The organism is Mesorhizobium sp. M0518, from assembly GCF_040321125.1.
GTDB lineage: Bacteria > Pseudomonadota > Alphaproteobacteria > Rhizobiales > Rhizobiaceae > Mesorhizobium.
In genome coordinates, this window is record NZ_JAMYQY010000003.1 from 26,015 (window position 1) to 48,758 (window position 22,744).

Here is a 22,744-nt window from a genome sequence, read left to right on the forward strand (position 1 = left end):
ATGGCCGTTCAATTCGAAACGCTCAAATACGATGTCGCTGGCACCAAAACGGTGGTGAAGGCCATTGGTGAGGGAAAGCCCGTGCTGTTCCTGCACGGCGCCTCGACGCTTGAAGGTTTCGACTTCGCCGAAGGCCTCGCCGACCGTTTCCGCGTGCTTTGCGCGAGCCATCCGGGCTTCGGCTTTTCGGGCGCTGCGCCGCATGTGACCGGGATGTCCGACATGGTTCTGCACTACCTGAACCTGCTCGATGTTCTGAACCTGCCGGAGAAGCCTCATCTCATCGGCTTTTCCATGGGCGGCTGGATGGCGACGGAGCTCGCCGGCCTTGCGCGCGAGCGTTTCGACAAGGTGGTGCTGATCGCGCCGGCAGGGCTCAACGACCCCGCGCATCCGGCCACCGATCTGGGCGCGGTCGCGCCGCAGGAGCTGCCGGCCTATCTGGCGCATGACGTCTCGGTGGCGCTGCGCTATTTCCCGGACGGCTCGGATCCCGCCTTTGCGGAGGCCTTCGGCGCCGATCGCGCCCGCGAAGGAGAGACGCTCGGCCGGTTGCTGGCGCCGTTCGGCATGGGCCATCCGAACCTGCGGCGCTTCCTGGCGCGCATCGCCAATCCGACGCTGGTCGTCTGGGGCACCAGGGACCGTCTGCTGCCAGCTGGCCAGGCGCCGCTCTTCGTCGAAGCCCTGCCCGACGCACGCCTGATCCTGGTCGAGGATGCCGGCCATTTCGTCATGCAGGAGAAACCCGAAACACTCAGGAAGATCGGCGATTTCCTCGCCGGCTGACCGCATTTGAAAAGGAGGAGAAGACAATGAACAAACCCATCAAGCACGGCTCGTGGGGGACGACCACCGACTATCGCGACTTGCTCAGCAAGATCGCGGAGATCGGGCCGGCCCTGGAAGCCAACGCCACCACCGATGAGGAGAATGGCGAACTGACTGCGGCCACGTTCGAGCTGCTGAAGCCGCTGCGCATGTCGCATATCTTCGCCGCGGAGAGCCTCGGCGGTGCGCAGCTGCGACCCACCCAGGGTCTCGAACTGCTGGCGGCGATCACCTGGCACTCCGGGGCGGCCGGCTGGGTTTCAATGGTGCATTGCTGCATCGGTGCGATGTCGGCGGCCTTTCTGCCGGATAGCGCGGTCGAGCGGCTGTTCGCACCGGGCACCGACAACCGTTTCTCGGGGCAGGGCGCGCCGCTCGGCATGCTGAAGAAGGTCGACGGTGGTTACCGGCTGAACGGCAAGTGGAGCTATGGCAGCGGCTTCAGCCACGCCACCTATAGCCACAGTGCCGCCTTCGTCGACGACGGCACCGGCAAGCCCGCCAAGGACGACAAGGGCAATTTGATTATCATGTGCGCCCATGCCCCGATCTCCCAGCACAAGCAGCTCGGCAATTGGGACGTTCTGGGCCTCGGCGGTACCGGCAGCATCGACTATGCGGCCGAGGATGTCTTCATCGCCGACGATCTCGTCTTCCCGATCCTGACCGCACCACCGCTGCGCCAGAAGGAGTTCTTCAGTCTCGGGGTCGTTGGCCTCGCCGCCATCGGTCATACCGGCTGGGCGCTCGGCACCGGGCGGCGGATGCTGGACGAGATCGCCAAGTTCGCCCGCTCGAAGTCAGGCCGGGCCGGACTGATCGGCGAAAGCGAGAAGTTCTGGCACGACTATGGCCGCGCCGAAGCCCGCTATCGCGCTGCCCGCGCCTTTGTCTTCGAAGTCTGGCGCGACATCGAGGCGACGGTCGAAGCCGGCAACAGCGTATCGACGCGGCAGATCAGCCTTGTCCATCTGGCCAAATCCGAGATTCACGAGGTTGGCGTCGATATCTGCAACTTCGCCTACCGCGCCGGCGGCGGCGCGTCGCTGCGCGCCGGCGTGATCCAGCGCACCTTCCGCGAGATGATGGTGGCGGCCAACCATTTCACGATCGCGCCGTCGATCGTCACCTCGGCCGGTCGCGACATCGGCGGCCTGTGGAGCGATCGCACCTGGCAGTTCTACGACCTGATCGAGAAGAAGTAGCCCGCAAGGGCCGGACGGCGGACGCCGTCCGGCCCTTATTCACGCTGCAGAAGAGAGACGTCGATGAGCTTCCCGCATCCGATGACCAACGCCTTCCGCGAAGCCTTTCGCCACCATCCGGCCGGTGTTGCCGTGATCACGGCCGATCCCGGCGACAGGCCGGTGGCGATGACCGTATCCTCGCTGATCTCGGTAAGTGCTGCGCCGCCGGTCGTCGCTTTCTCGCTCTCCATGAAATCGACTTCGTCCGAGCCCTTGCTACGGGCCGAGACCATGGTGATCCACCTGCTGCGCTTCACTGATATCGACCTGGCGCAGCTCTGCGCGTCGAGCGGCGCGGAACGTTTCCCGCCGGGAGGCGCCTGGGCGCGGCTGCCTACGGGCGAACCCCGCTATATCGGCGTTTCGACCTGGTTCCGCGCCCGTCGGCTCGGCATCCTGCCGATCGAGGGCGCGACGCTGGTCGCGGCCGAACTCCTTGACGGCGAGGTGCAGCCGGACGAGGTCCCCCCGGAGGCGCATTCGCTTGTTTATCTCGACCGTCGCTGGCATCGCCTGCACAAGGAACTGGACGGGGTGGCTGAGCTTCTTGAGTCGTCGCGTTTTCTTTGAACGGCGCCGAAGCGCGGGTTGTCCGGTCGTTGCGCACGGAACTTGCAAAGCCAGTCGAAGCGCGTTCGGCGTCAGTCGTACCGCGCTCCCTGGCTCGCCGCGCAGGGTTGAGGGTCATCCGGCCAGTTGGGCATTGGCCGGAACTTCGTCCCGCATCGGATGCGGTACGAGTGGATGGCAATTTTTGTCGCAGATGACGTCAGACTTTTCCGCAAAATATCTCACATGTTGACGTTAACTTAACATGCTATTATGGTCTGTTTACCGCGTCGGATGCGTCGCTTTTGTATCACCGTTGCTCGTTGATTGTCGTCATGACTGTCCTCCCTATCCCAACCTGCAGGTTTGCCTTGCAGCGCCCTTCACCAGTTGCTGAAAGCGGCGGCGCCCATGCCCAGTTTGCTCGGAATCGATAACGGTCTCACGGTCACCAAGGCGGTGATCTTTGATGCCGATGGCACGCAGTTGTCGGTGTCGCGTCGGCGGGTTCCGCAATTGATGCCCCATGCGCGCTGGGTGGAGCGCGACATGGCAAGGCTATGGCAAGCCACCGCCGATGCCATCCGCGAAGCGATCGCATTGTGCGGCCGGCCCGCCAACGATATCAAGGCGGTGGCGGCGACCGCACACGGCGATGGTCTCTATTTGCTCGACAAGGATCGCCGGCCGCTAGGCCCCGGTATCCTGTCGCTTGACAGCCGCGCCGGCGAGATTGTCGAACAATGGTCGGCGGACGGGGTCTTCCAAAATGCGTTGGCGCGCACCGGACAGGCGCCGCACGTTTCGGCTCCGTCGGCGCTGCTGGCCTGGATCAGGAAGAACCAACCCGACCGCTATGGCCGCATCGGGCATATACTGGCCTGCAAGGACTGGCTGCGCTTTTGCCTGACCGGCACGATCGGCACCGACCGTACCGAGGCCAGCACCTCATTCACGGATTTCCGCACGCAGGATTACGCGCTGGAAGCGATGCGCATCTTCGAACTGGACGATCTTTTCGACGCGCTGCCGCCGATGGCGCATTCGGCCGAGATCGCCGGCCACGTTACCGCCGAGGCCGCCGACATGACCGGCCTTGCCAAGGGGACACCGGTCGCGAGCGGCCTGCATGACGTAACTGGCTCCGCACTTGGCATGGGCGGCCATGAGGAGGGCGTGCTCGCCATTGTCGCCGGGACCTATTCCATCAACGAAGTAGTCTCTTCGCAACCGCGCGTCGATCCGCGTTGGCTCTGTCGCAACGCCATCGACGCCGGCCGCTGGAACAACATGGCGATATCGCCGGCCTCGACCGCGAACTACGATTGGTTTCTCGACACGTTCTGCCGCTCGGAACAGGAGAGGGCATCGGTCGGTGGTGGCTCGATCCACGAGTTTCTGGCAGGCGAGATCGACGCGGCGCTGAAAAAGCGGTCGACCATCCTGTTTCATCCCTATCTGTTCGGCTCCCCCTTTGGCGATGTCGCCAGCGCCAGCTTTGTCGGCCTTCACGGCTGGCACGATCGCGGCGATATGCTCAAGGCGGTCCTGGAGGGCATTGCTTTCAATCATCGTACCCATGTCGAAGCCTTGCGCGACGGCTTTGCTATCAGCGAGATCCGCCTGACCGGCGGCGGCTCGCGCAATCCGGCCTTCGTCCAGATGTTTGCCGATGTGCTGAACGCCCCGGTCATCGTCACCTCGACCGACGAGGCCGCGGCCTTTGGCGCTGCCCTTTGCGCGGGTGCCGCGGTTGGCATCTTCGCGACGCCGCAACAGGGCGCCAGGCAGGTCGGCATGACGGCACGCCAATACGAGCCGAAGGCGGCCTCAAGTGCTGTGTTCAACGAGCGCTTTTCCCTCTATGGCCGCATAGCCGGTGCGCTCGAACCGCATTGGCCGGAGATCGAGAAGCTGGCGCGGCAAGACACTGGGGGAACCGCATGATCAAGGCCGACGAACGACGCGAAGAGATCGCCGACTATGTGATCAAGCTCGGCCAGGTGCGCATCGACAATCTGGTCGAGCATTTCGGCGTATCGCGCATGACCATCCACCGGCACATCGACCGGCTGGCGCAGCAGGGTGTGCTGCGCAAGCTGCACGGTGCGGTGACGGTTCAGCCGTCCGGCCTCTACGAAAGCGCTTTCCGCTACCGGGTGACGGTCAACCGGGCCGAGAAGGATGCCTTGGCGCGGGCAGCGCTCGATTATGTCGAGGCCGGCCAAGTGGTGATGCTGGACGATTCCTCGACGGCAAACGCCGTCGCGACGCTGTTGCTCGACATCAAGCCGTTGACCGTCATCACCAACTCCGTGGCGACGGCATCACTGCTGACCAATGTCGACGAACTCGACTTCATCTGTCTCGGCGGCCAGTACCACAACACCTACAACGCCTATATCGGCATCGTCTGCGAGAACGCCGTGGCGCAGTTGCGCGCCAATGTGCTGATCTGTTCGGCTTCGGCCATCACCGGAACCACGGCCTTCATCCAGGATCCCAATGTCGTGCGGGTCAAGCAGGCGATGATGGCCGCATCGGTGAAGCGCATCCTTCTGATCGACCATGCCAAGTTCGACAGGATCGCACTGCATGTGTTCGACGATCTGACCAGCTTCGACGTCGTCCTGGCGACCGAAGGCCTGGGCGATGCGCGGGCGCGAGTCCTCGAACGGGCCGGCGTGAAGCTGCGCATCGTCAAGACGAAAGCGCCATGAGCTCAAGCGAAGCAACATTTACGGAAAATCCCGCCGGGCGGTTGGCCGCCATGGCCGGGACGGGCGAGGTCGACGTCGTCATTCTCGGCGCCGGCATCAACGGGGCGGGCCTGTTCCGCGATCTGTGCGCGCAAGGCGTCAGCTGCCTGATCGTCGACAAGAGCGACTTCGGCTCGGGCACCAGCGCCGCGCCGTCGCGGCTCATTCATGGTGGCCTGAAATATCTCGAAACAGGCGAGTTCGGTCTCGTGGCGCAGTCGACGCTCGAACGCAACTTGCTTCTGAAAAACGCACCGCACTATGTCAGTCCGTTGCCGACCGTCATCCCGATCTTCTCCTGGAGCAAAGGCATGCTGGCGGCGCTGCGGACGCTGTTCGGCTCGACCAGCGCGCCGCGCAGCCGCGGCGCCATCCTGATCAAGATCGGCCTGATGATCTATGATTTCTACGGCTCGCGAAACCAGGTCATGCCGCGCCACCGCATGGTCGGGCGGCGCCAGGCGCTCAGCAAGATGCCGGCGCTCAACCCCTCGATCGTCGCCACCGGCACCTATTACGACGCCAAGATAAGCCATCCCGAAAGGCTGGTGCTCGAACTGATCCTCGATGGGCTGCAGGCAAATACGGCCTCGGCCAGCGCGAACTACACGGCGCTGGCGAAGTCCGCCGATGGCGTGCTGACCTTCCAGCCGAAAAAAAACGGCGCGGCCTTTTCGGTGCGGCCGAAGCTGGTGGTCAATGCCGCCGGTCCATGGATCGACGATGTCAACGATTTGCTAGGCGCGCCGTCGAAGATGATCGGCGGTACCAAGGGCTCGCACATCCTGCTGAAGCATGACGAGCTGGTCAAAAGCCTTGCCGGGCGCATGCTCTATTTCGAGGCCGATGACGGCCGCATCTGCCTTGTCTACGACTATCTCGGCCTGGCGCTGGTCGGCTCTACCGACATCAAGGCCGACAATCCCGACGCGGTACGCTGCGAGCCTGACGAAGTGGAGTACCTGCTCGACAGCGTACGCACGCTGCTGCCGGGGATGGCGTTCGAACGCGACCAGATCGTCTATGCCTATAGCGGCATCCGGCCGCTGCCGGCCTCGGATGCATCGGTGCCCGGCTTAATCAGCCGTGACCACTCGGCGCCAGTCGCCGAGCCGGATGGGAACAGACCTTTCGCAGTCATCTCGCTGATCGGCGGCAAGTGGACGACCTTTCGCGGCTTCGCCGAGGAAGTCGCCGACACCGTGCTCGGCCGCCTGCAGCGCAGCCGCAAGGTGACGACGCAGGCCATGCCGATCGGCGGCGGCAGGGATTTCCCGGCCGATGCCGCAGCGCGAGCAAGTTGGCTGGCTCTGGCTCACTCGGAAACGGGCGCTGGAGGACGGCGTCTCGAGGCGCTGCTGTCGCGATATGGCACCAGAGCCACGCAGATCGCCACGCATGGGTCGGGTGATGAGGGTCGGCTGCCGGATTCAGAAAGCTACAGCAAATCGGAAATCGACTACATCGTCCGCACCGAGTTCGTCGAACATCTGGCCGATATCGTCATGCGCCGCAGCACCCTGGCGATATCAGGGTCACTGACGGGCCGGGATCTGCAGGAGATTGCGACGATTGCCGGACGGGCGCTGGGCTGGAGCGCCGGGCGCCTCGCAGAGGAAGTCGAGGCCGCCGCCCTGGAACTCGAGGACCGGAACCTGATGCGGCTGGGCTGATCATTCCGTCGCCGATGCTCTTTCCCAAGGCAATCCGGTCGGTTTGCCTAAGGATGCGCCGCATCCCCAATCGCTCAACTCACAGGCGGGTTGGGATTTTGCGATATTAGATATTATTATTGAGAAACAGTTAGTTAGCAAAAAATTGGATAGCCGATGGCTGTGCAATTCTACTGGCTCAGACACGAAATAACACAGATTGACGTTAAATTAACATAGCCGTATGATCAAGTGACATGCTCACCTCCTAATAGGTCGATGTTGCCCGCCGAAATGCCGGCAGACCGGCGTTTCGGGAAGGGCGAGAACTGTGAATTCCCCGTATGTGCATGCGCCAAATCCGGCGAGGGATTGACAGCGATGCAGGGATGTGAAAATTTTTGCACACAAAGATAATAATATCATCCTGGGGAGGAGATGGCTTGAAATCCGGCGGAACCGCTAACCGCGACCATGAGTCCAGCCTCGCCACGCGCGCGGCCTGGCTTCACTATGCCGGGGGGCTCACACAGGCCCAGGTGGCCAAGCGGCTCGGCCTGACCAGCCTCAAGGCGCATCGGCTCATCACCCGGGCCACCCAGGATGGCCTTGTCAGGGTAATCATCGACGGCGATGTCGGCGAATGCATCGACCTCGAGCAGCAGCTGATCAATGCTTACGGGCTGGATTACTGCGAGGTCGTTCCTGATCTCGATCAGGACGAGCTGCCGCTGAAGGCCCTTGGCATCGCCGGCGCTCAGTTTCTGAAGCGGGAGATCGATCGCGGCGAGGACATGCTGATCGGCGTCGGCCATGGCCGTACCCTTGCCGCAAGCGTCGAGTATCTGACGCGCACCGCCGCTGCCCATATCCGTTTCGTCTCGCTGCTTGGCGGCGTGACGCGCAAATTCGCGGCCAACCCGCACGATGTCATGCATCGGCTGGCCGAGCGGACCGGCGCGCAGGCCTATGTGATGCCGGTGCCTTTCGTCGCCAACACCGCCGAGGACCGTGAAGTGCTGCTTGGCCAGCGCGGCATCAGCGATGTCTTCGACCTCGCAAGCCGGTCCGACCTGATGTTCGTCGGCATAGGCACCGCCGAACGGGAAGCCTCGCTGGTCGCTACCGCCATGATCGAACATTCCGAAATCGATGAGGTCAAACGGGATGGCGGCGTCGGCGAGCTGCTCGCCCACTTCTTCGACGACAAGGGACGCCCGGTGGAAACGGCGCTGTCGGACAGAATCCTGGCGCTTCCGCGGGACCAGTTGAAGGGCCGTCGGATCGTCGCAGTCGCCGGCGGCAAGGTGAAAATACGCGCCATCAAGGCGGTGCTCGAAAGCCGCTATCTGAGCGGGCTGATCACTGACGAGTCCACCGCCCGTGCCCTTGTCGAACAGAACAAACCCAATGGTGCGAAGCGCCATGTGAACGGAGGATCGTCAAATGCGTGACAAGCGCGGATCAGCCTTGCCGGCGGTTGCGTCATGAGCGCGAAGGCCGCCCCCGCACCAACCAGGCCGGCTTCGCCCGGCTTGCGTCGGGTACTTGCCGGCGCTGCGGTTGTCGTCCTGCTCGGCGCCATGGCGCTCGACACCAACGTGGTCAGGATCGGCTCTGCCGGCGATGTCCGCAGCGCCGTCTTTTCCGCCGCCGACTACGGCAAGTCGGAGTTTCCCAAGGTGCAGGCCGATGTCGAAGCGCGTGCCGCCGACGCGGCAACGGTGGCGACGGCGATCACCAAGGACAGGGCAACGGCGGAAAAGGAATACGGCGTGCCGGCGGGCGTTGGGCCGGTCATCTCGGTGAAGTTCACCGGCGTCGTCGGCGAAGGAAAATCGGGCATCTACAAAGTCGCCGTCGAAGGTGTGCCGGACACGCTGATGATCCGCGTGCAGACGGGACCGGCGATCAACGGCACCGAGCTTCGCGACGCCACCGGCAAGATCACATTCGGCCAGTTCACCAACCAGATCGAATACCAGGACGCCGGTTCGGCGCTGAACAACGAGATGAAGAAGGAAATCCTGGCCAAGGTCGATACGAGCACCTTGACCGGCAAGACCATATCGGTGGTCGGCGCATTCAAGCTGGTCAACCCGAAGAGCTGGCTGGTCACTCCGGTGAGGCTGGAGGTCAAATGAGCGCGGCTGCCGACACCGGACCCGCGAATGGCGACGCCGTGCTTTCGGCGCGCAACATCGTCATGTCGTATGGCGGCGTCCATGCACTCAAGGGCGTCAATTTCGACATCCATCGCGGCAAGGTCACCACGCTGTTCGGAGAAAATGGCGCCGGCAAGTCGACGCTGATGAAGATCCTCTCCGGCGTGGTCACGCCGACATCCGGCGACATCGTGCTCGACGGCAATCTCGTCAGTTTTTCCTCATCCTCGGACGCACGCGATCGCGGCATCTCGATCATTCACCAGGAACTGAGCCTGGCGCCCAATCTCAGCGTTCGCGACAACATCTTCATGGGCCGCGAACTGCGCACCAGGACCGGCCTCGACTTCGCCGAAGAATCGCGCCAGGCGCGCGCGCTGATGGCTGATCTCGAAGAGGACATCGACCCGATGACCCTGGTCGAGGATCTGCGCCTGGGCCAACAGCAGATCGTCGAGATCGCGCGGGCGCTGTCGGTCGATTCGCGCATCCTGATCATGGACGAGCCGACCTCGGCGCTCAGCGCCACAGAGGTGGAGGTGCTGTTCAAGGTGATCCGCGATTTGACCAGCCGCGGCGTTTCCATCGTCTACATCTCACATCACCTCGAAGAGGCGCTGCAGATCACCGACTACGCCGTTGTCCTGCGCGACGGGGCGATAACGGCGACGGCTGAAGCCAGAAACATCGACCTCGAGTGGATCGTCCGCAACATGGTCGGCGAGAACTTCGATCTCGGCTCGCCGCCGACCGGCCATGCGTTCGGTGAGGTCGCCCTGTCGATCGAGGATGTCAGCGTCGTCGACACTTCGGGCTCGGGCTATTCCGTCGTCGACCACCTGTCGCTGGATGTCCGGGCAGGCGAGATCGTCTGCATCTATGGGCTGATGGGCGCCGGGCGCACGGAATTGCTGGAAGCCGTCGCCGGACGGGTGCCGATGGCGGGCGGCCGCGCGCTTCTGGAAGGCGAGGACGTTTCGGGACTGAGCATTGCCCAGCGCATCTCCAGAGGTCTTGTGCTGGTCCCCGAGGACCGCCAGCGCGACGGGCTGGTGCAGACGATGACCGTCGGCCGCAATCTCTCGCTGGCCAGCATCGAGGCGTTCGCCAAGGGGCTGTTTCTGTCCCGTTCCAAGGAGCGTGGGCTGGTCGAGGATTCGATCCGCAAGGTGACCATAAAGACCGCAGGCGGCAATGCCATGATCGGATCGCTGTCGGGCGGCAATCAGCAGAAGGTCGTCATCGGCAAGATGCTGACGACCAACCCAAAAGTCATCCTTCTCGACGAACCGAGCCGTGGCATCGATGTCGGCGCCAAGGCCGAGGTCTTCCGCTTGCTGAGCGAACGCGCCGCGCAAGGGCTTGCGGTCGTCTTCTCGACCTCTGAGGTCAACGAATGCCTCAGCATTGCCCACCGCATCGTCGTCATGCGGCGTGGCAGGATTTCAGCTGAATTCGGCGCCAACGCCACCAAAGAGCAGATCATGGCCGCCTCTGGCGAAGCCGTGGTCGCCTGATCACCAGAATTTCGGAGCCCAGACCAATGACCGACGTCAGCCAGGCCAGAAAACAGTCCAGTCCAAGCGCGGGCGGCGAAGGCTTCGATCTCGCCAAGCTGCTGCTCGAGGGTCGCGCTTTCTTTGCCCTGATCGTCATCATCGTCGTGTTCTCGATCCTGTCGCCCTACTATCTCTCGGTGGCGAATTTCCTGACCATGGCCTCGCATGTCGCCATCTTCGGAATCCTCGCGATCGGCATGCTGCTCGTCATCCTCAATGGCGGTATCGACCTGTCGGTGGGGTCGACGCTGGGCTTGGCCGGTGTCGTTGCCGGGTTCCTGATGCAAGGCGTGACGCTGACCTGGCTGGGTGTCGTTCTCTATCCGCCGGTCTGGGTGGTCGCGGTGTTGGCCTGCATGCTCGGCGCCGTCGTCGGACTGATCAACGGCGTGCTCATCGCGCGCTTCAAGGTTCCGGCTTTCGTCGCCACGCTCGGCGTCATGTACATGGCACGCGGCCTGGCGCTGCTGATGACCAGCGGCCTGACCTATAACAATCTCGGCGGCAAGCCCGAGCTCGGAAACACCGGCTTCGATGCGCTTGGCTTCAACCGCCTGTTCGGCGTGCCGACGGGCGTCGTGGTTCTCGTGGTCATCGCGCTCATTGGCAGCATCGTCTTGAACCGCACCGCTTTCGGGCGCTGGCTCTACGCCTCGGGCGGCAACGAGCGCGCGGCCGAACTCTCCGGCGTTCCGGTCAAGACGGTGCAGATTTCCGTCTATGTGCTGTCGGGCATCTGTGCCGCCATCGCCGGCCTGATCCTGTCCTCGCAGTTGACGTCGGCTGGACCGACCGCCGGCACCACCTACGAACTGACGGCCATCGCGGCCGTCGTCATCGGCGGCGCGGCACTGACCGGCGGGCGCGGCAACATCCGCGGAACCCTGCTTGGGGCCTTCGTCATCGGCTTCCTGTCCGACGGTCTGGTGATCATCGGCATCTCATCCTACTGGCAGACAGTGTTCACGGGCGCGGTCATCGTGCTCGCCGTGCTCCTCAATGCCGTTCAGTATCGCCGCCGTAGCAAGCTCCCAAGCGCGTCAGGTGGCCAACCGACTTCTCAGAAACGGGGGAAGGCCGAACCGGCCAATCCTGCCCAAGGGAAGACTGCCAGGTGAACTGGCAGCAACACCGCGTAATCATTGGAGGAATGTACATGAAAACCATGCTGAAAAGTCTGCTCGCCGCCGCGATGGTCGTCGGGTTCACGGCCGCCGCGTCAGCCGCGGGCCTGATCTCGATCATCGTCAACGATCCGGCCAACCCCTACTGGCTGACCGAGGGCAACGTCGCCAAGGCCGAGGCTGAAAAGCTTGGCTATACGGCCAATGTCGGTGCCCACAAGGGCGATACCAATACCGAAAGCAATTTGATCGACACCGCCATCACCAACAAGTCGGTGGCGATCATCCTCGATCCGGCCAACGCCGACGGCTCTGTCGGTGCGGTGAAGAAGGCGATTGCAGCCAACATCCCGGTGTTCCTCGTCAATGCCGAGATCAATCAGGAAGGCCTCGCCAAGGGTCAGCTCGTTTCCAATAACGCGCAGGGTGCTGCTCTCGGTGCCCAGCAGTGGGTGCAGGCCGTCGGCGAAAAGGGCAAATATGTCGAACTGCTCGGCGCCCCGTCTGACAACAACGCCGCCACGCGCTCGAACGGGTACGCGACTGTGCTGAGCCAGTACCCGGATCTCGAAAAGGCTGCTTCGCAGGTCGCCAACTGGGATCGTACCCAGGGCCACGACAAGATGCAGAGCATGCTGCAGGCCAATCCCGACATCATCGCCGTGATCAGCGGCAATGACGAGATGGCGCTTGGCGCGGTTGCGGCGCTGAAGGAAGCCGGCAAGCTCGCCGGCATCAAGGTCGGTGGCTTCGACGGCTCCCCGGATGCGGTTGCGGCGATCAAGTCCGGCGAACTGCAGTACACCGTGCTTCAGCCGGTCGCCATCTTCTCGGCCAAGGCCGTGCAGCAGGCGGATTCGTTTATCAAGACGGGTGCCACCGGTGCGGCGACCGAGAAGCAGCTGTTCGATTGCCTTCTCATCACCAAGGACAATGTCGACAAGTACACCGCACCCTTCGTGTTGTCTGAGTAATACCTGTACAGGGGGTGTCCTTGCGGACACTCCCTGCCTCTTCTACGAAATGACTGCCCTCGTGAACCGCCTTCGCAACCAACCGGAATTTGCGGCATGAAAGACCTGCTGATCGGCATCGACGCGGGAACGTCGGTGATCAAATCGATCGCTTTCGACCTGTCCGGGCGGCAGCTCGCCATGACGTCGGTGCCCAATAGCTTCGTCACGCTGGAAGGCGGCGGCGCCGAGCAGGACCTCGACCAGACCTGGCGCGACATGGCGCGGACCGTTCGCGATCTCGCGGCCAAGGTTCCCGACCTCGCGCAACGAACCGCGGCGGTGGCCATCACCGGGCAGGGCGACGGAACCTGGCTGATCGATGGCGACGGCTTGCCTGTCTCGCGCGCCTGGCTGTGGCTTGATGCCCGAGCTGGACATCTGGTGGACGAGATGCGCGCCGATCCCCGGGATCGCAGGCGGTTCGAGCTGACCGGCACGGGGCTGAATTCCTGCCAGCAAGGCGCCCAGCTTGCCTTCATGAAAAAGAACCATCCCGACATGCTGGAGCGGGCGGCGACCGCACTGCATTGCAAGGATTGGCTCTACTTCAAGATGACGGGCGAACGCGCCACGGATCCCTCCGAGGGAACCTTCACCTTCGGCGATTTTCGGTCGCGCAGCTATTCCGACGAAGCCCTCGACATCCTGGATCTGACGACGCATCGCCGCCTGTTGCCTCCCATGCTCGAAGGCACCACCGACCATCATCCGCTGTCGCGATCGGCGGCGGCAGAGACTGGCCTGCTCGAAGGCACGCCGGTGGTGCTGGGTTACGTCGATATGGTCATGACGGCGCTCGGAGCCGGCCTCTATGATCCCTCGGGCAATGTCGGCTGCACGGTCATCGGCTCGACCGGCATACACACACGCTTTGCCGCCACTCCCGACGATGTCGTGCTGAACGACGATGGCTCCGGCTACACGATCGCCATGCCTATTCCAGGCGCCTTTGCACAATTGCAATCCAACATGGCGGCGACGCTCAACATAGACTGGGTGCTTGGCCTTGCGCGCGACGTGCTCGCGACGGCTGGCGGCAAGCCTTCTCATGACGAGTTGCTGAAGGCCCTCGACGCTTGGGTGGAAGCATCGGAGCCTGGTTCGCTGATCTACCAGCCCTATATATCGCTGGCCGGTGAAAGAGGACCGTTCGTCGATCCTGACGCACGCGCTGGCTTCATCGGCCTTTCGGTCAAGCACGGCTTTGGCGATCTGGCACGCGGCGTCCTCGAGGGACTGGCCTTCGCCGCACGCGATTGCTACCAGGCGATGGGCGCCGTGCCGAGCGAGATCCGCCTGTCGGGCGGCGCCGCGCGCAGCCCCTCCCTACGCCGCATCATCGCGGCGGCGACCCGGGCGCAGGTGCGCACCAGCAGTCGCCAGGAAGCCGGCGCGGCAGGCGCCGCGATGATGGCGGCCGTCGGCCTCGGCGTCTATGGCTCGATGGAAGACTGCGCCGCCGAATGGGTGACGCCGCTTCTCGGCGACTGCGATGCCTATGACGAGGCGCTTTCGCATACCTACGATGCCCTCTTTCCTTCCTTCGTTGCAGCGCGTCAGGCGCTTCGGCCGGTGTGGAAGGGCATGGCGCACCGCACAGGAGCAAGATCTTGAGCAATACAACAGATGTCGTCGATCTCTTCGTGATCGGCGGCGGCGTCAATGGAGCCGGCATAGCGCGTGATGCGGCAGGTCGCGGGCTGTCCGTCATCCTGTGCGAAAAGGACGATCTCGCGCAAGGCACGAGCTCGCGCTCCGGCAAGCTGGTGCATGGCGGCCTGCGCTACCTCGAATATTATGAATTCCGGCTGGTTCGCGAAGCACTGATCGAACGCGAGGTGCTGCTCGAGGCAGCGCCGCACATCATCTGGCCGATGCGCTTCGTTCTTCCGCACAGCCCGCAAGACAGGCCGGCATGGCTGGTCCGGCTCGGGCTGTTTCTCTACGACCACCTTGGCGGCCGTAAACGCCTGCCGGGGACACGAACACTGAACCTCAGGACTGCGCCGGAAGGCGCGCCGATCAAGGACGAATTCAAGCGCGGTTTCGAATATTCCGACTGCTGGGTCGACGATGCGCGCCTGGTGCTGCTCAACGCCCTGGATGCCAGGCAGCGCGGTGCCAGAGTGCTCACGCGCACCGCCTGTGTCGCGGCCCGCCGCGAAAACGGACTATGGTCGATCGACATGCAGGATGGTCGCACGGGTGCGGTGACGAAGGTCCGGGCGCGGGCGCTGGTCAACGCGGCCGGGCCGTGGGTCAACGACATTGTCAGCCGAGTCGCCGGGCAGAACTCCACCCGCAATGTTCGCCTGGTGAAAGGCAGTCATATCGTCGTGCCCAAATTCTGGGAGGGGCGGCAGGCCTATCTCATCCAGAACAACGACAAGCGAGTGATCTTCGTCAACCCCTACGAGAACGATCTGGCGCTGATCGGCACGACCGACATTCCCTACGAAGGCAGGCCCGAGGAAGTGGTCGCCGAGGCAAGCGAAGTCGATTACCTGATCAAGGTGGTCAATCGCTATTTCAAGCGACAGCTGACGTCACAGGACGTGGTCCATAGTTTCTCAGGCGTGCGTCCGCTCTATGACGACAATGCCGACAATCCAAGCGCGGTGACGCGCGACTATATTTTCGAACTCGACGCCTCCAATGGCAACGCGCCGCTGCTGTCGGTGTTCGGCGGCAAGATCACCACCTTCCGCAAGCTGTCGGAACATGCGCTGGAAAAGATCCAGCCGTTTTTTCCGATGATGAAGAAAGCCTGGACGGCCAAAATCCCCTTGCCGGGAGGCGACCTGCCCAATGCGGACTTCGAGCAGTTCCTGAGCGATCTGCATTCCGAGTTTTTATGGCTCAGCCCGTCGCTGGTGAAGCACTACGCTCGAAGCTACGGCACCCGTGCCAGGCAATTGCTCGCCGGCGCACAGCGCGAGGCGGATCTCGGCCGCCGCTTCGGTCCCGACCTGTATGAGCGGGAGGCAAGGTTCCTGGCCGAGACCGAATGGGCCGGCACATCAGCCGATATTCTGGAACGCCGCACCAAACATGGCCTGCATCTCAATGCGGCCGAGCGGAAAGCATTCGAAGACTGGTTCGATAACATCATGGCGACGGCAGACTGATGGCCTTCACGCTTTCCCTCAACACCAATCCGCTGGTCAACCGTTTCGCCGATCCGGACGATTTGATCGACGCGATTGCCTATGGCATCGGTATCCGCGACGTGCAGCTGACGCATGAATTCGTCAATCCGGGCTGGCCGGCGGCAACGATTGCCAAATTCCTGCGCCTGTTCGACAGGGCGCTTTCGCGGACCGGCGTGCGGATCACCTCCGGCATGACCGGACCTTATGGCCGGCTCAATCACTTCGGCCATCCGGACGCGGATGTCCGGCGCTACTATGTCGACTGGTTCAAGACCTTCGCCGATATTTCCGCGGAACTCGGTGCGTCGGGCATGGGCACGCAGTTCGCCATCTTCACCCACAAGGACTTTGACGATCCGCAACGGCGGGCAGTGCTTCTCGATATCGCCCTCGAATGCTGGCGCGAGGTGGCCGAACACGCCAAGGCGGCGGGTCTGACATACCTGTTCTGGGAGCCGATGTCGGTCGGCCGCGAGTTCGGCCACACGATCGAAAGCTGCGCCACGCTGCAAGGCGCCATCGACGCGGCGAAGCTGCCCATACCGATGAAAATGATGGTCGACATCGACCATGGCGACGTCACTTCGCCCAACCCTGCCGACACCGATCCCTATGCCTGGGCGAAAGCGTTTCCCTTGCAATCGCCGATCATCCACATCAAGCAGTCGTCGATGAATAAGGGCGGGCACTGGCCGTTCACGGCCGCCTACAACAAGGATGGCCGCATAGTGCCGCAGAAGTTGCTGGACGCGGTTCGGCAGGGCGGTGGAACCGACAATGAAATTTGCCTTGAACTTTCCTTCAGGGAGAGGGAACCAGTCGACCATCAGGTTATCGAGATGATCCGCGAGTCGGTGGATTTCTGGGCGCCTCATATCGACAGCGGTCGCGACAGTCTCAAGCCTCGGGCTTGAGTGAAATGCTGGCTAGACGCCGGCACCGATGGTGGCCAGGAAAAACGCGCGTTGAAGGAGAAAAGAATGACCCCATATTGGGTCGGCACGAGCTGGAAGATGAACAAGACGCTTGCCGAGGCGCTGCAGTTCGCCGATGCGTTGGCGGCCTTCGTGCCTGACTTCGATCAGGCGATACAGCCTTTCGTCATTCCGCCGTTCACCGCCGCGCGCCAGGTCAAAGCGGCGCTGGCCAACACCCGCGTGAAAGTCGGCGCCCAGAACATGCATTGGGCCGACGCCGGTGCCTGGACGGGAGAGATCTCGCCAGTGATGCTGAAAGACTGTGGGCTGGATGTGATCGAACTCGGCCATAGCGAGCGTCGCGAGCATTTCGGCGAAACGGACGCGACTGTGGGACTGAAAACGGCGGCCGCTGTCAGGCACGGGTTCGTGCCGCTGATTTGCGTCGGCGAGACGCTGGCTGAGCGTGAATCAGGCCGCGCCGAGGCGGTGTTGACGGCACAGGTTCTCGGCGCGCTGCAAGAGCTGAGCGGCGATCAACTGAAGGCTGAAATCCTCTTTGCCTACGAGCCCGTCTGGGCGATCGGCGAGAAGGGCATTCCCGCCAGCGCCGACTATGCCGACAGGCAGCAGGCGCTGATCAAGCAGGTTGCCGCCGACCGGCTGCCGGCTGCCCCGCCTGTGCTTTACGGCGGCAGCGTCAATCCCGGCAACGCGGCCGAACTCATCGGCCAGCCGCATATCGATGGCCTGTTCATCGGCCGCTCGGCGTGGCAAGCGGAAGGCTATATCGACATTCTGAAAAAGGCGTCGGCCGCCATCGCGCGCTGACCGCTAAAAGACCAAGCAAAGGAGCTCATCATCATGAAGATCGCACTCGGAGCCGACAGCGCCGGCAAGCCGTTGCTCGACGTCATCGCCAAGCATCTCGCCACCAAGCCGGAACTGCAGGTCGTCGACCTAAGCCAGGCCGGATTCTACGCCGATATCGCCGCCTCGGTCGGCCACGAAATTCTCGACGGCAATTACGACCGGGCCATCCTGTTTTGCGGCACCGGCATCGGCGTCAGCATCTCCGCCAACAAGGTCCCGGGCATTCGCGCCGCATTGACCCACGACACCTATTCCGCTGAGCGCGCCGCCAAGTCCAATAACGCCCAGATCATCACCATGGGCGCCCGCGTCATCGGTCCCGAACTGGCGAAATCGATCGCCGACGCATGGTTGGCCTCGGAGTTCGATCCGAATGGCCCCTCCGCCACAAACGTGCAGGCCATCGACAAGCTCGACGCCAAGCGCTGAGGCGCGGAAGGCCCGTTACTGATCAGGTGGTCAAGGCGACCCGCATCGCCTCGATCACGGTCACGGCGGAGGCGGCGCCCGGGTCCATGTGGCCAAGCGAGCGTTCGCCGAGGCGCGATGCCCGGCCCTTGGTGGCGACCATCGACTTGGTCGCCTCCGCGCCGGCGTTTGCCGCTTGTGCAGCAGCTTCGAGACTGCCCGCCAGATCCTTGCCGGAGGTCAGCGCTTCGCCCGCCGCCTGCGCAGCCGGCGCCCATGCATCGATCATCGTCTTTTCGCCTGGCTCGGCCTTGCCGCGATCCTGAATGCCTTTGGCCATCGCCTGGAACAGAGTGACCACGTCCGCGTCGTCGAGCGTCGTCTTGCCCTTGACGGCTGCCGCGGCGCGCATGAACGCGGTCGCATAGAGCGGACCGGAGGAGGCGCCAACCGCATTCAGGAACGACTTTGCCGCCGTGTTCAGCAAGGTGGTCGGATCAGTGGCCTCGGTGTCCAGTGCGGCGACTGCATCGCGTGCCGCGGAAAATCCAAGCTCCATCGCGATGCCGTGGTCGGCGTCGCCGATAACTCCGTCAAGCGCGCATAGTCGGTCCCTGTCGGCCGACATGGCGGTTGCGATCGCCGCGAACATCGCGACAAGGCGGGCGGTGTCGATTGTCGTCATGTCTTAGTCCTTGCCACAGAAGTGGGTTTAGCCGGCGCGAAACATGGCGCAGTCGCAGGGGTGGTCCAGCATCGTCTGCAACTCGCCGTCCAGCCGATGCAGAGTGATCGAGGCCCCGGCCATTTCGAGCGAGGTGCAGTAATTGCCGACCCAGCTTGCGTGTATGGACACACCGATCTCATCGAGCCTCTGCTTCACGCGCCGGTTCATGATGTAGAGTTCCATCAGCGGCGTCGAGCCCAGCGAATTGACGAGCACCGCGACCTTGTCGCCGCGCGCCGGCGCCATCTCGTCGAGAATCCTGTCCAGCATCTCGTCGGTGATCTCGTCGGCTGTTTTCAACTTTTCGCGCGCGATGCCGGGCTCGCCGTGGATGCCCATGCCGATCTCCATCTCGTCCGGGCCGATCTCGAAATTCGGCCGGCGGGTCTGCGGCAGCGAACAGGGCGACAGCGCCACGCCCATGGTGAAGGTATGGTCGTTGGCCTTGCCGGCGACGCGCTCGCATTCGTCGAAGGACAACATCCGGTCGCAGGCGGCGCCGGCCGCCTTGAAGATGAAGAAATTGCCGGCGACGCCGCGCCTCTTGTGCCGCTGGTCGCGCGGTGCCGAGGCGACGTCGTCGGTGCTCAGCACCGTGCGCACCTCGATGTCGTCCATGGCGGCCATCTCGGCCGCCATGTCGAAATTCATCACGTCGCCGGCATAATTGCCGTACATGAAGAGCACGCCGGCGCCGCCGCTGACTGCCTTGGCGCATTCGAGGATCGGGTCCGGCGGCGGCGAGGCAAAGACATTGCCGATGGCCGCAGCGTCAGCCAATCCCTTGCCGACAAAGCCGAGAAAGCTCGGCTCGTGGCCCGAACCGCCGCCAATCACGAGGCCCACCTTGCCCTGGCGCGGTCCGTCGCGGGCGATGATGGAGCGTGGACTGCCGTCCACGCTTTTGAGATGGCGGGGATGCGCTGCCAGGATGCCTTCCAGCATCTCGTCAACGGCGCGGTTGCCATCGTTGATGATCTTCTTGGTCTGCACCCGACGTCCTCCCGATTTCGGCATTTTCGCAGATAGTACCGGGTGTTACCGGGATTTCCACCCGGCAAGGCGCATTTCGCGTGTTGAAGTGCTCTCGCACAGCGGCTCCTGAAATCCAGGTGTCGGCTGGTTCAAGTGCCGAGGCCGTCGCGGATGGCTGAGAAATAGCGATCGGTTCCGACCTGGCCGCCCTTGAGCGCGACCTCCAAGCCGTCGATCGCCTTGACGCGCGAGTGGGCAACGCAGAGCGGCGAGCCAGGCGAAGCGGGCAGCGGCATGCGAATTGTCAGGGCATCGACACCCATCTCGCCGAGTGCGTGGCTCGACGTGTCGCCGCCGGCAATGACCACGCGCCGCAAATTCTGTTCGATCGTCAGGCTGCGAAGGATTTCTCCAAGGCCGCGGCCAAGCCTGTGGCGGGCGCCTTCCTGCCGGTCGATTTCGGCGCCCCTGTCGGCATCGGGGCCAAGCGCGGTGTAGAGGATGACGCTGCGCCCGGCTTGCAGACTGGCACGGCCGCTTGCCGTTGCGCGCGCGATCGCCTGCTGCGAAGACTCCGAAACCAGCTCGACGGGATCGACCTCGATGCCGTCGAAACCGTCGGTCAGGGCATGCCGGATCTGCCGCTCGGTGGTCGGCGAACAACTGCCCGACACGACGGCTATCCGCTCGGCTGCGCCCGGCGGCGTAAAACCTTGTCCAGCGCCGACAATGTCATTCGACGCCCATTCGGCCAGCAATGCATACTCGACCCCGGACGAGCCGACGACAAAAGAACCGCCTGGCTTGCGAACGCGCCAGATCTCCTTGCCGGCCAGAGCCTGCGTTTCCAGATTGTCGACATCGAGAAGCACGATGGGGGTGCCGTTTCCGGTCAGGCGATCGAACGCGGCCGATCGCGACGCGGACTGCAGCGTTGCAAGGTCGATCAGCCCGGAGCTCAGCGCCGTCTGCCGCGACAGATGGATCAGGAGATCGGCCTCATCCATCGGCGTCGTCGGATGGCGGCTCATCACAGGGTGGCGATCGATGCGGAAATATTGGTCGCGATAGGCGGCGAATAGATGGCCGAAGGCGGTGTAGCGCTTGAGCTGCGGCGCGCCGACCAGCAGCGGCACACTATCCTGCGCGAACACCGAGCGGCCGACCTCGATGGCCCGGCCGATGCTGCCGACCGTTGGGCTGGAATCGAAGGTCGAGCAAACCTTGTAGTGGCAGATCGCGGCGTTGAGTGTCTTCAGCCAGGCAAAGGCATCGCGCAGATGCATGTCCATCCACTGCGGCGTCTCGCTGCGGCTGGTGCCGGCGAGGCCGATCGCCCGGCAATGGGCAAACCGCGAAAGCAAGGCATCGTCCGGCTGGCGCATGAACAGCACGGTCGGCACGCCGCCGAGCTCAAGCGCCTCCATGACATCGGTCGAGCCGGTCAGGTCGTCGCCATAATAGCTGAGAAGCAGGTTCTGCATGGCTTCAGGCTGCCTTGCCGTCGCCGAATTTTTCGATCGACCGCGCCAGTTCAGGGTGGTTCAGGGCGAAGTCGGCAAGCGGAATGCCGTCGACCGCCGCCTGCCAGGCTTGCTGCACGGCACGCACGCCGGCGCCCGGCCCGTCCGGATGGCTGACGATGCCACCGCCGCAGAGATAGAGAAGATCGACGGTCCGGCCGGTCCGCGCATATGTCTCGGGCGCCTGCCCGCCCCACTGGCCGGAGCCGGCGACCGGCAAGGCGCAGTCCTCAGGTGAGAAGATCGGCGTCGTCACCGCCTTGAACGACTCGACGAAGGAGTCATCCGGCTCCCAATATTTCGAGGCGATGCCGTTGATCTGGAATTGGTCGACGCCGAGCAGTCGCCAGAATTGCTGCCAGACCTTGAAGCCCATACCTAGCCCGGGGTGCCGGGTGAGGATGTCCCAGCCGTTGCGGTGAGCATGCAGCACCAGACTGGAGCGCTTCCTCAGGAACGCCATGCCACTGAGCCCGATCGAATTGATGTTGACAACAGCGCAATTGCCGCCGGCCTTCGCCACCAGATCGTGGTTGCGCATCATCTCATCCGGGTCGGCATGCGAAATGCCGAAGGCATACATCACTTTCTTGCCGGTCTTCTGCTTATGGTCGAGGATCAGCGGCATGATTGCCTTCACCCGCTCCGACAGCGGCGAATAGGCCGGGCTCATCAGCTTCTCGTCATCCTTGATGAAATCGACGCCGGCGGCGATCAGTTCCGCCACCATTGCCGCCGTCTCGTGCGGCCGCAGCCCGAGCGCCGGCTTGACGATGGTGCCGATGATCGGGCGGTCCGTCACACCGGTCAGTCGGCGGCTGCCGGCGACACCGAACTGTGGGCCGGGATGCGCGCCGCGAAAATCCTCCGGCAGCTTCATGTCGACGACGCGGATCCCGGTGAGGCCCTTGATCGAATAGGTGCCGCCGATGGCGATGGTCATCAGCGCCGAAAGGTCGGTGCCGATGGCATCGAACGGAAAGGCGATGTCGACATCGGCGCGTTTGAACGGCCCGCTGCCGTCATCGGGAAGTGACGGCCGCTCGGCATCGGGCAGAGGCCGGATCGCCAGCACGCGCGCCGCCACCCGGGCCTTCAGCTCTTCGGTCTCGCCGGGCAGCGCGACGAAGGTGCCGGTCGACTGGTCGCTGGCGATCTTGGCGGCCAACGCTTCGATGCTTCCAGGCGTTTCGATGCGATAGGTGAGGGTGATCATGGTCTGCTGTCTTAAGCCGAGGCGTTCGAAAAAGGTTCACCGGTGTTCTAA

20 protein-coding genes are annotated in these 22,744 nt (G+C 63.5%); 16 read left to right on the forward strand and 4 right to left on the reverse strand.

From position 1 onward, the window contains the following. From NKI66_RS05085 to derI, 16 genes are all read left to right on the forward strand, one after another. The gene (locus NKI66_RS05085; protein ID WP_023808918.1) at nt 1-789 is read left to right on the forward strand and encodes an alpha/beta fold hydrolase; all 789 of its coding nucleotides are present in this window, start codon (nt 1-3) and stop codon (nt 787-789) included. A gap of 26 nt (nt 790-815) precedes the next feature. Continuing rightward, nucleotides 816-2,036, forward strand: coding sequence for an acyl-CoA dehydrogenase family protein (locus NKI66_RS05090; protein WP_023808917.1), 1,221 nt, complete (start codon nt 816-818; stop codon nt 2,034-2,036). A 63-nt stretch (nt 2,037-2,099) separates the two neighbouring features. Continuing rightward, a complete protein-coding gene (locus tag NKI66_RS05095) occupies nt 2,100-2,648 on the forward strand; it encodes a flavin reductase family protein (RefSeq protein ID WP_023808916.1) in 549 nt (182 codons plus the stop codon). A gap of 390 nt (nt 2,649-3,038) precedes the next feature. After that, on the forward strand, nt 3,039-4,574 hold the full coding sequence (locus tag NKI66_RS05100; protein ID WP_128302316.1) for an FGGY-family carbohydrate kinase: 1,536 nt from the start codon (nt 3,039-3,041) through the stop codon (nt 4,572-4,574). Next, complete coding sequence (locus NKI66_RS05105) at nt 4,571-5,347, forward strand: DeoR/GlpR family DNA-binding transcription regulator (RefSeq protein ID WP_128302317.1); 777 nt, start codon at nt 4,571-4,573, stop codon at nt 5,345-5,347. The genes NKI66_RS05100 and NKI66_RS05105 overlap by 4 nt, the downstream gene beginning before the upstream one ends. Then, nucleotides 5,344-7,059 carry a glycerol-3-phosphate dehydrogenase/oxidase gene (locus NKI66_RS05110; RefSeq protein WP_128302318.1) on the forward strand — a complete coding sequence of 572 codons (1,716 nt, stop codon included), beginning with the start codon at nt 5,344-5,346 and terminating at the stop codon, nt 7,057-7,059. Before NKI66_RS05105 ends, NKI66_RS05110 begins: the two co-directional genes overlap by 4 nt. Nucleotides 7,060-7,481: 422 nt before the next feature. Beyond that, nucleotides 7,482-8,492, forward strand: coding sequence for a sugar-binding transcriptional regulator (locus NKI66_RS05115; protein WP_128302319.1), 1,011 nt, complete (start codon nt 7,482-7,484; stop codon nt 8,490-8,492). A gap of 33 nt (nt 8,493-8,525) precedes the next feature. Next, complete coding sequence (locus NKI66_RS05120; protein ID WP_127296544.1) at nt 8,526-9,182, forward strand: DUF2291 domain-containing protein; 657 nt, start codon at nt 8,526-8,528, stop codon at nt 9,180-9,182. After that, nucleotides 9,179-10,720, forward strand: a complete 1,542-nt coding sequence (locus NKI66_RS05125; protein ID WP_127296543.1) for a sugar ABC transporter ATP-binding protein — start codon at nt 9,179-9,181, stop codon at nt 10,718-10,720. The genes NKI66_RS05120 and NKI66_RS05125 overlap by 4 nt, the downstream gene beginning before the upstream one ends. Nucleotides 10,721-10,746: 26 nt before the next feature. Continuing rightward, nucleotides 10,747-11,880: an ABC transporter permease gene (locus tag NKI66_RS05130; protein WP_128302320.1), complete on the forward strand. Its 1,134-nt coding sequence runs from the start codon at nt 10,747-10,749 to the stop codon at nt 11,878-11,880. A 38-nt stretch (nt 11,881-11,918) separates the two neighbouring features. Then, nucleotides 11,919-12,860: a D-ribose ABC transporter substrate-binding protein gene (locus tag NKI66_RS05135; RefSeq protein WP_013533072.1), complete on the forward strand. Its 942-nt coding sequence runs from the start codon at nt 11,919-11,921 to the stop codon at nt 12,858-12,860. Nucleotides 12,861-12,956: 96 nt separating this feature from the next. Then, nucleotides 12,957-14,516, forward strand: a complete 1,560-nt coding sequence (locus tag NKI66_RS05140) for an FGGY-family carbohydrate kinase (protein ID WP_128302321.1) — start codon at nt 12,957-12,959, stop codon at nt 14,514-14,516. Further along, entirely contained in the window at nt 14,513-16,030 is a 1,518-nt protein-coding gene (locus NKI66_RS05145) for a glycerol-3-phosphate dehydrogenase (RefSeq protein WP_128302322.1), read from the forward strand. The genes NKI66_RS05140 and NKI66_RS05145 overlap by 4 nt, the downstream gene beginning before the upstream one ends. Continuing rightward, a complete protein-coding gene (locus tag NKI66_RS05150) occupies nt 16,030-16,968 on the forward strand; it encodes a sugar phosphate isomerase/epimerase family protein (protein ID WP_023808905.1) in 939 nt (312 codons plus the stop codon). The genes NKI66_RS05145 and NKI66_RS05150 overlap by 1 nt, the downstream gene beginning before the upstream one ends. Before the next feature lie 66 nt (nt 16,969-17,034). Next, the gene (locus tag NKI66_RS05155) at nt 17,035-17,802 is read left to right on the forward strand and encodes a triose-phosphate isomerase (RefSeq protein ID WP_023808904.1); all 768 of its coding nucleotides are present in this window, start codon (nt 17,035-17,037) and stop codon (nt 17,800-17,802) included. A 33-nt stretch (nt 17,803-17,835) separates the two neighbouring features. Next, the gene (gene derI, locus NKI66_RS05160) at nt 17,836-18,273 is read left to right on the forward strand and encodes a D-erythrulose-4-phosphate isomerase (protein ID WP_013533067.1); all 438 of its coding nucleotides are present in this window, start codon (nt 17,836-17,838) and stop codon (nt 18,271-18,273) included. 22 nt (nt 18,274-18,295) lie between these two features. On the opposite strand, the gene dhaL is transcribed toward derI, so the two are convergent. The 4 genes from dhaL to oiaX form a co-directional block, all read right to left on the reverse strand. Continuing rightward, nucleotides 18,296-18,937 carry a dihydroxyacetone kinase subunit DhaL gene (gene dhaL / locus NKI66_RS05165; protein WP_023808903.1) on the reverse strand — a complete coding sequence of 214 codons (642 nt, stop codon included), beginning with the start codon at nt 18,935-18,937 and terminating at the stop codon, nt 18,296-18,298. A gap of 27 nt (nt 18,938-18,964) precedes the next feature. Further along, on the reverse strand, nt 18,965-19,972 hold the full coding sequence (locus tag NKI66_RS05170; RefSeq protein ID WP_023808902.1) for a dihydroxyacetone kinase subunit DhaK: 1,008 nt from the start codon (nt 19,970-19,972) through the stop codon (nt 18,965-18,967). Between the two features lie 131 nt (nt 19,973-20,103). After that, a complete protein-coding gene (locus NKI66_RS05175) occupies nt 20,104-21,438 on the reverse strand; it encodes a four-carbon acid sugar kinase family protein (RefSeq protein ID WP_023808901.1) in 1,335 nt (444 codons plus the stop codon). A 4-nt stretch (nt 21,439-21,442) separates the two neighbouring features. Next, nucleotides 21,443-22,693, reverse strand: a complete 1,251-nt coding sequence (gene oiaX / locus NKI66_RS05180) for a 3-oxo-isoapionate-4-phosphate decarboxylase OiaX (protein WP_023808900.1) — start codon at nt 22,691-22,693, stop codon at nt 21,443-21,445. Nucleotides 22,694-22,744 lie beyond the last annotated feature (51 nt).

What these genes read in the sequence shown, in the direction of transcription:
- NKI66_RS05090 (WP_023808917.1), top strand. Translation starts at nt 816, where the DNA reads ATGAACAAACCCATCAAGCACGGCTCGTGGGGGACGACCACCGACTAT.
- NKI66_RS05095 (WP_023808916.1), top strand. Translation starts at nt 2,100, where the DNA reads ATGAGCTTCCCGCATCCGATGACCAACGCCTTCCGCGAAGCCTTTCGC.
- NKI66_RS05175 (WP_023808901.1), bottom strand. Translation starts at nt 21,438, where the DNA reads ATGCAGAACCTGCTTCTCAGCTATTATGGCGACGACCTGACCGGCTCG.
- NKI66_RS05110 (WP_128302318.1), top strand. Translation starts at nt 5,344, where the DNA reads ATGAGCTCAAGCGAAGCAACATTTACGGAAAATCCCGCCGGGCGGTTG.
- NKI66_RS05135 (WP_013533072.1), top strand. Translation starts at nt 11,919, where the DNA reads ATGAAAACCATGCTGAAAAGTCTGCTCGCCGCCGCGATGGTCGTCGGG.
- NKI66_RS05155 (WP_023808904.1), top strand. Translation starts at nt 17,035, where the DNA reads ATGACCCCATATTGGGTCGGCACGAGCTGGAAGATGAACAAGACGCTT.
- NKI66_RS05120 (WP_127296544.1), top strand. Translation starts at nt 8,526, where the DNA reads ATGAGCGCGAAGGCCGCCCCCGCACCAACCAGGCCGGCTTCGCCCGGC.
- NKI66_RS05140 (WP_128302321.1), top strand. Translation starts at nt 12,957, where the DNA reads ATGAAAGACCTGCTGATCGGCATCGACGCGGGAACGTCGGTGATCAAA.
- NKI66_RS05125 (WP_127296543.1), top strand. Translation starts at nt 9,179, where the DNA reads ATGAGCGCGGCTGCCGACACCGGACCCGCGAATGGCGACGCCGTGCTT.
- NKI66_RS05085 (WP_023808918.1), top strand. Translation starts at nt 1, where the DNA reads ATGGCCGTTCAATTCGAAACGCTCAAATACGATGTCGCTGGCACCAAA.
- NKI66_RS05130 (WP_128302320.1), top strand. Translation starts at nt 10,747, where the DNA reads ATGACCGACGTCAGCCAGGCCAGAAAACAGTCCAGTCCAAGCGCGGGC.
- NKI66_RS05100 (WP_128302316.1), top strand. Translation starts at nt 3,039, where the DNA reads ATGCCCAGTTTGCTCGGAATCGATAACGGTCTCACGGTCACCAAGGCG.
- dhaL (WP_023808903.1), bottom strand. Translation starts at nt 18,937, where the DNA reads ATGACGACAATCGACACCGCCCGCCTTGTCGCGATGTTCGCGGCGATC.
- derI (WP_013533067.1), top strand. Translation starts at nt 17,836, where the DNA reads ATGAAGATCGCACTCGGAGCCGACAGCGCCGGCAAGCCGTTGCTCGAC.
- NKI66_RS05105 (WP_128302317.1), top strand. Translation starts at nt 4,571, where the DNA reads ATGATCAAGGCCGACGAACGACGCGAAGAGATCGCCGACTATGTGATC.
- NKI66_RS05150 (WP_023808905.1), top strand. Translation starts at nt 16,030, where the DNA reads ATGGCCTTCACGCTTTCCCTCAACACCAATCCGCTGGTCAACCGTTTC.
- oiaX (WP_023808900.1), bottom strand. Translation starts at nt 22,693, where the DNA reads ATGATCACCCTCACCTATCGCATCGAAACGCCTGGAAGCATCGAAGCG.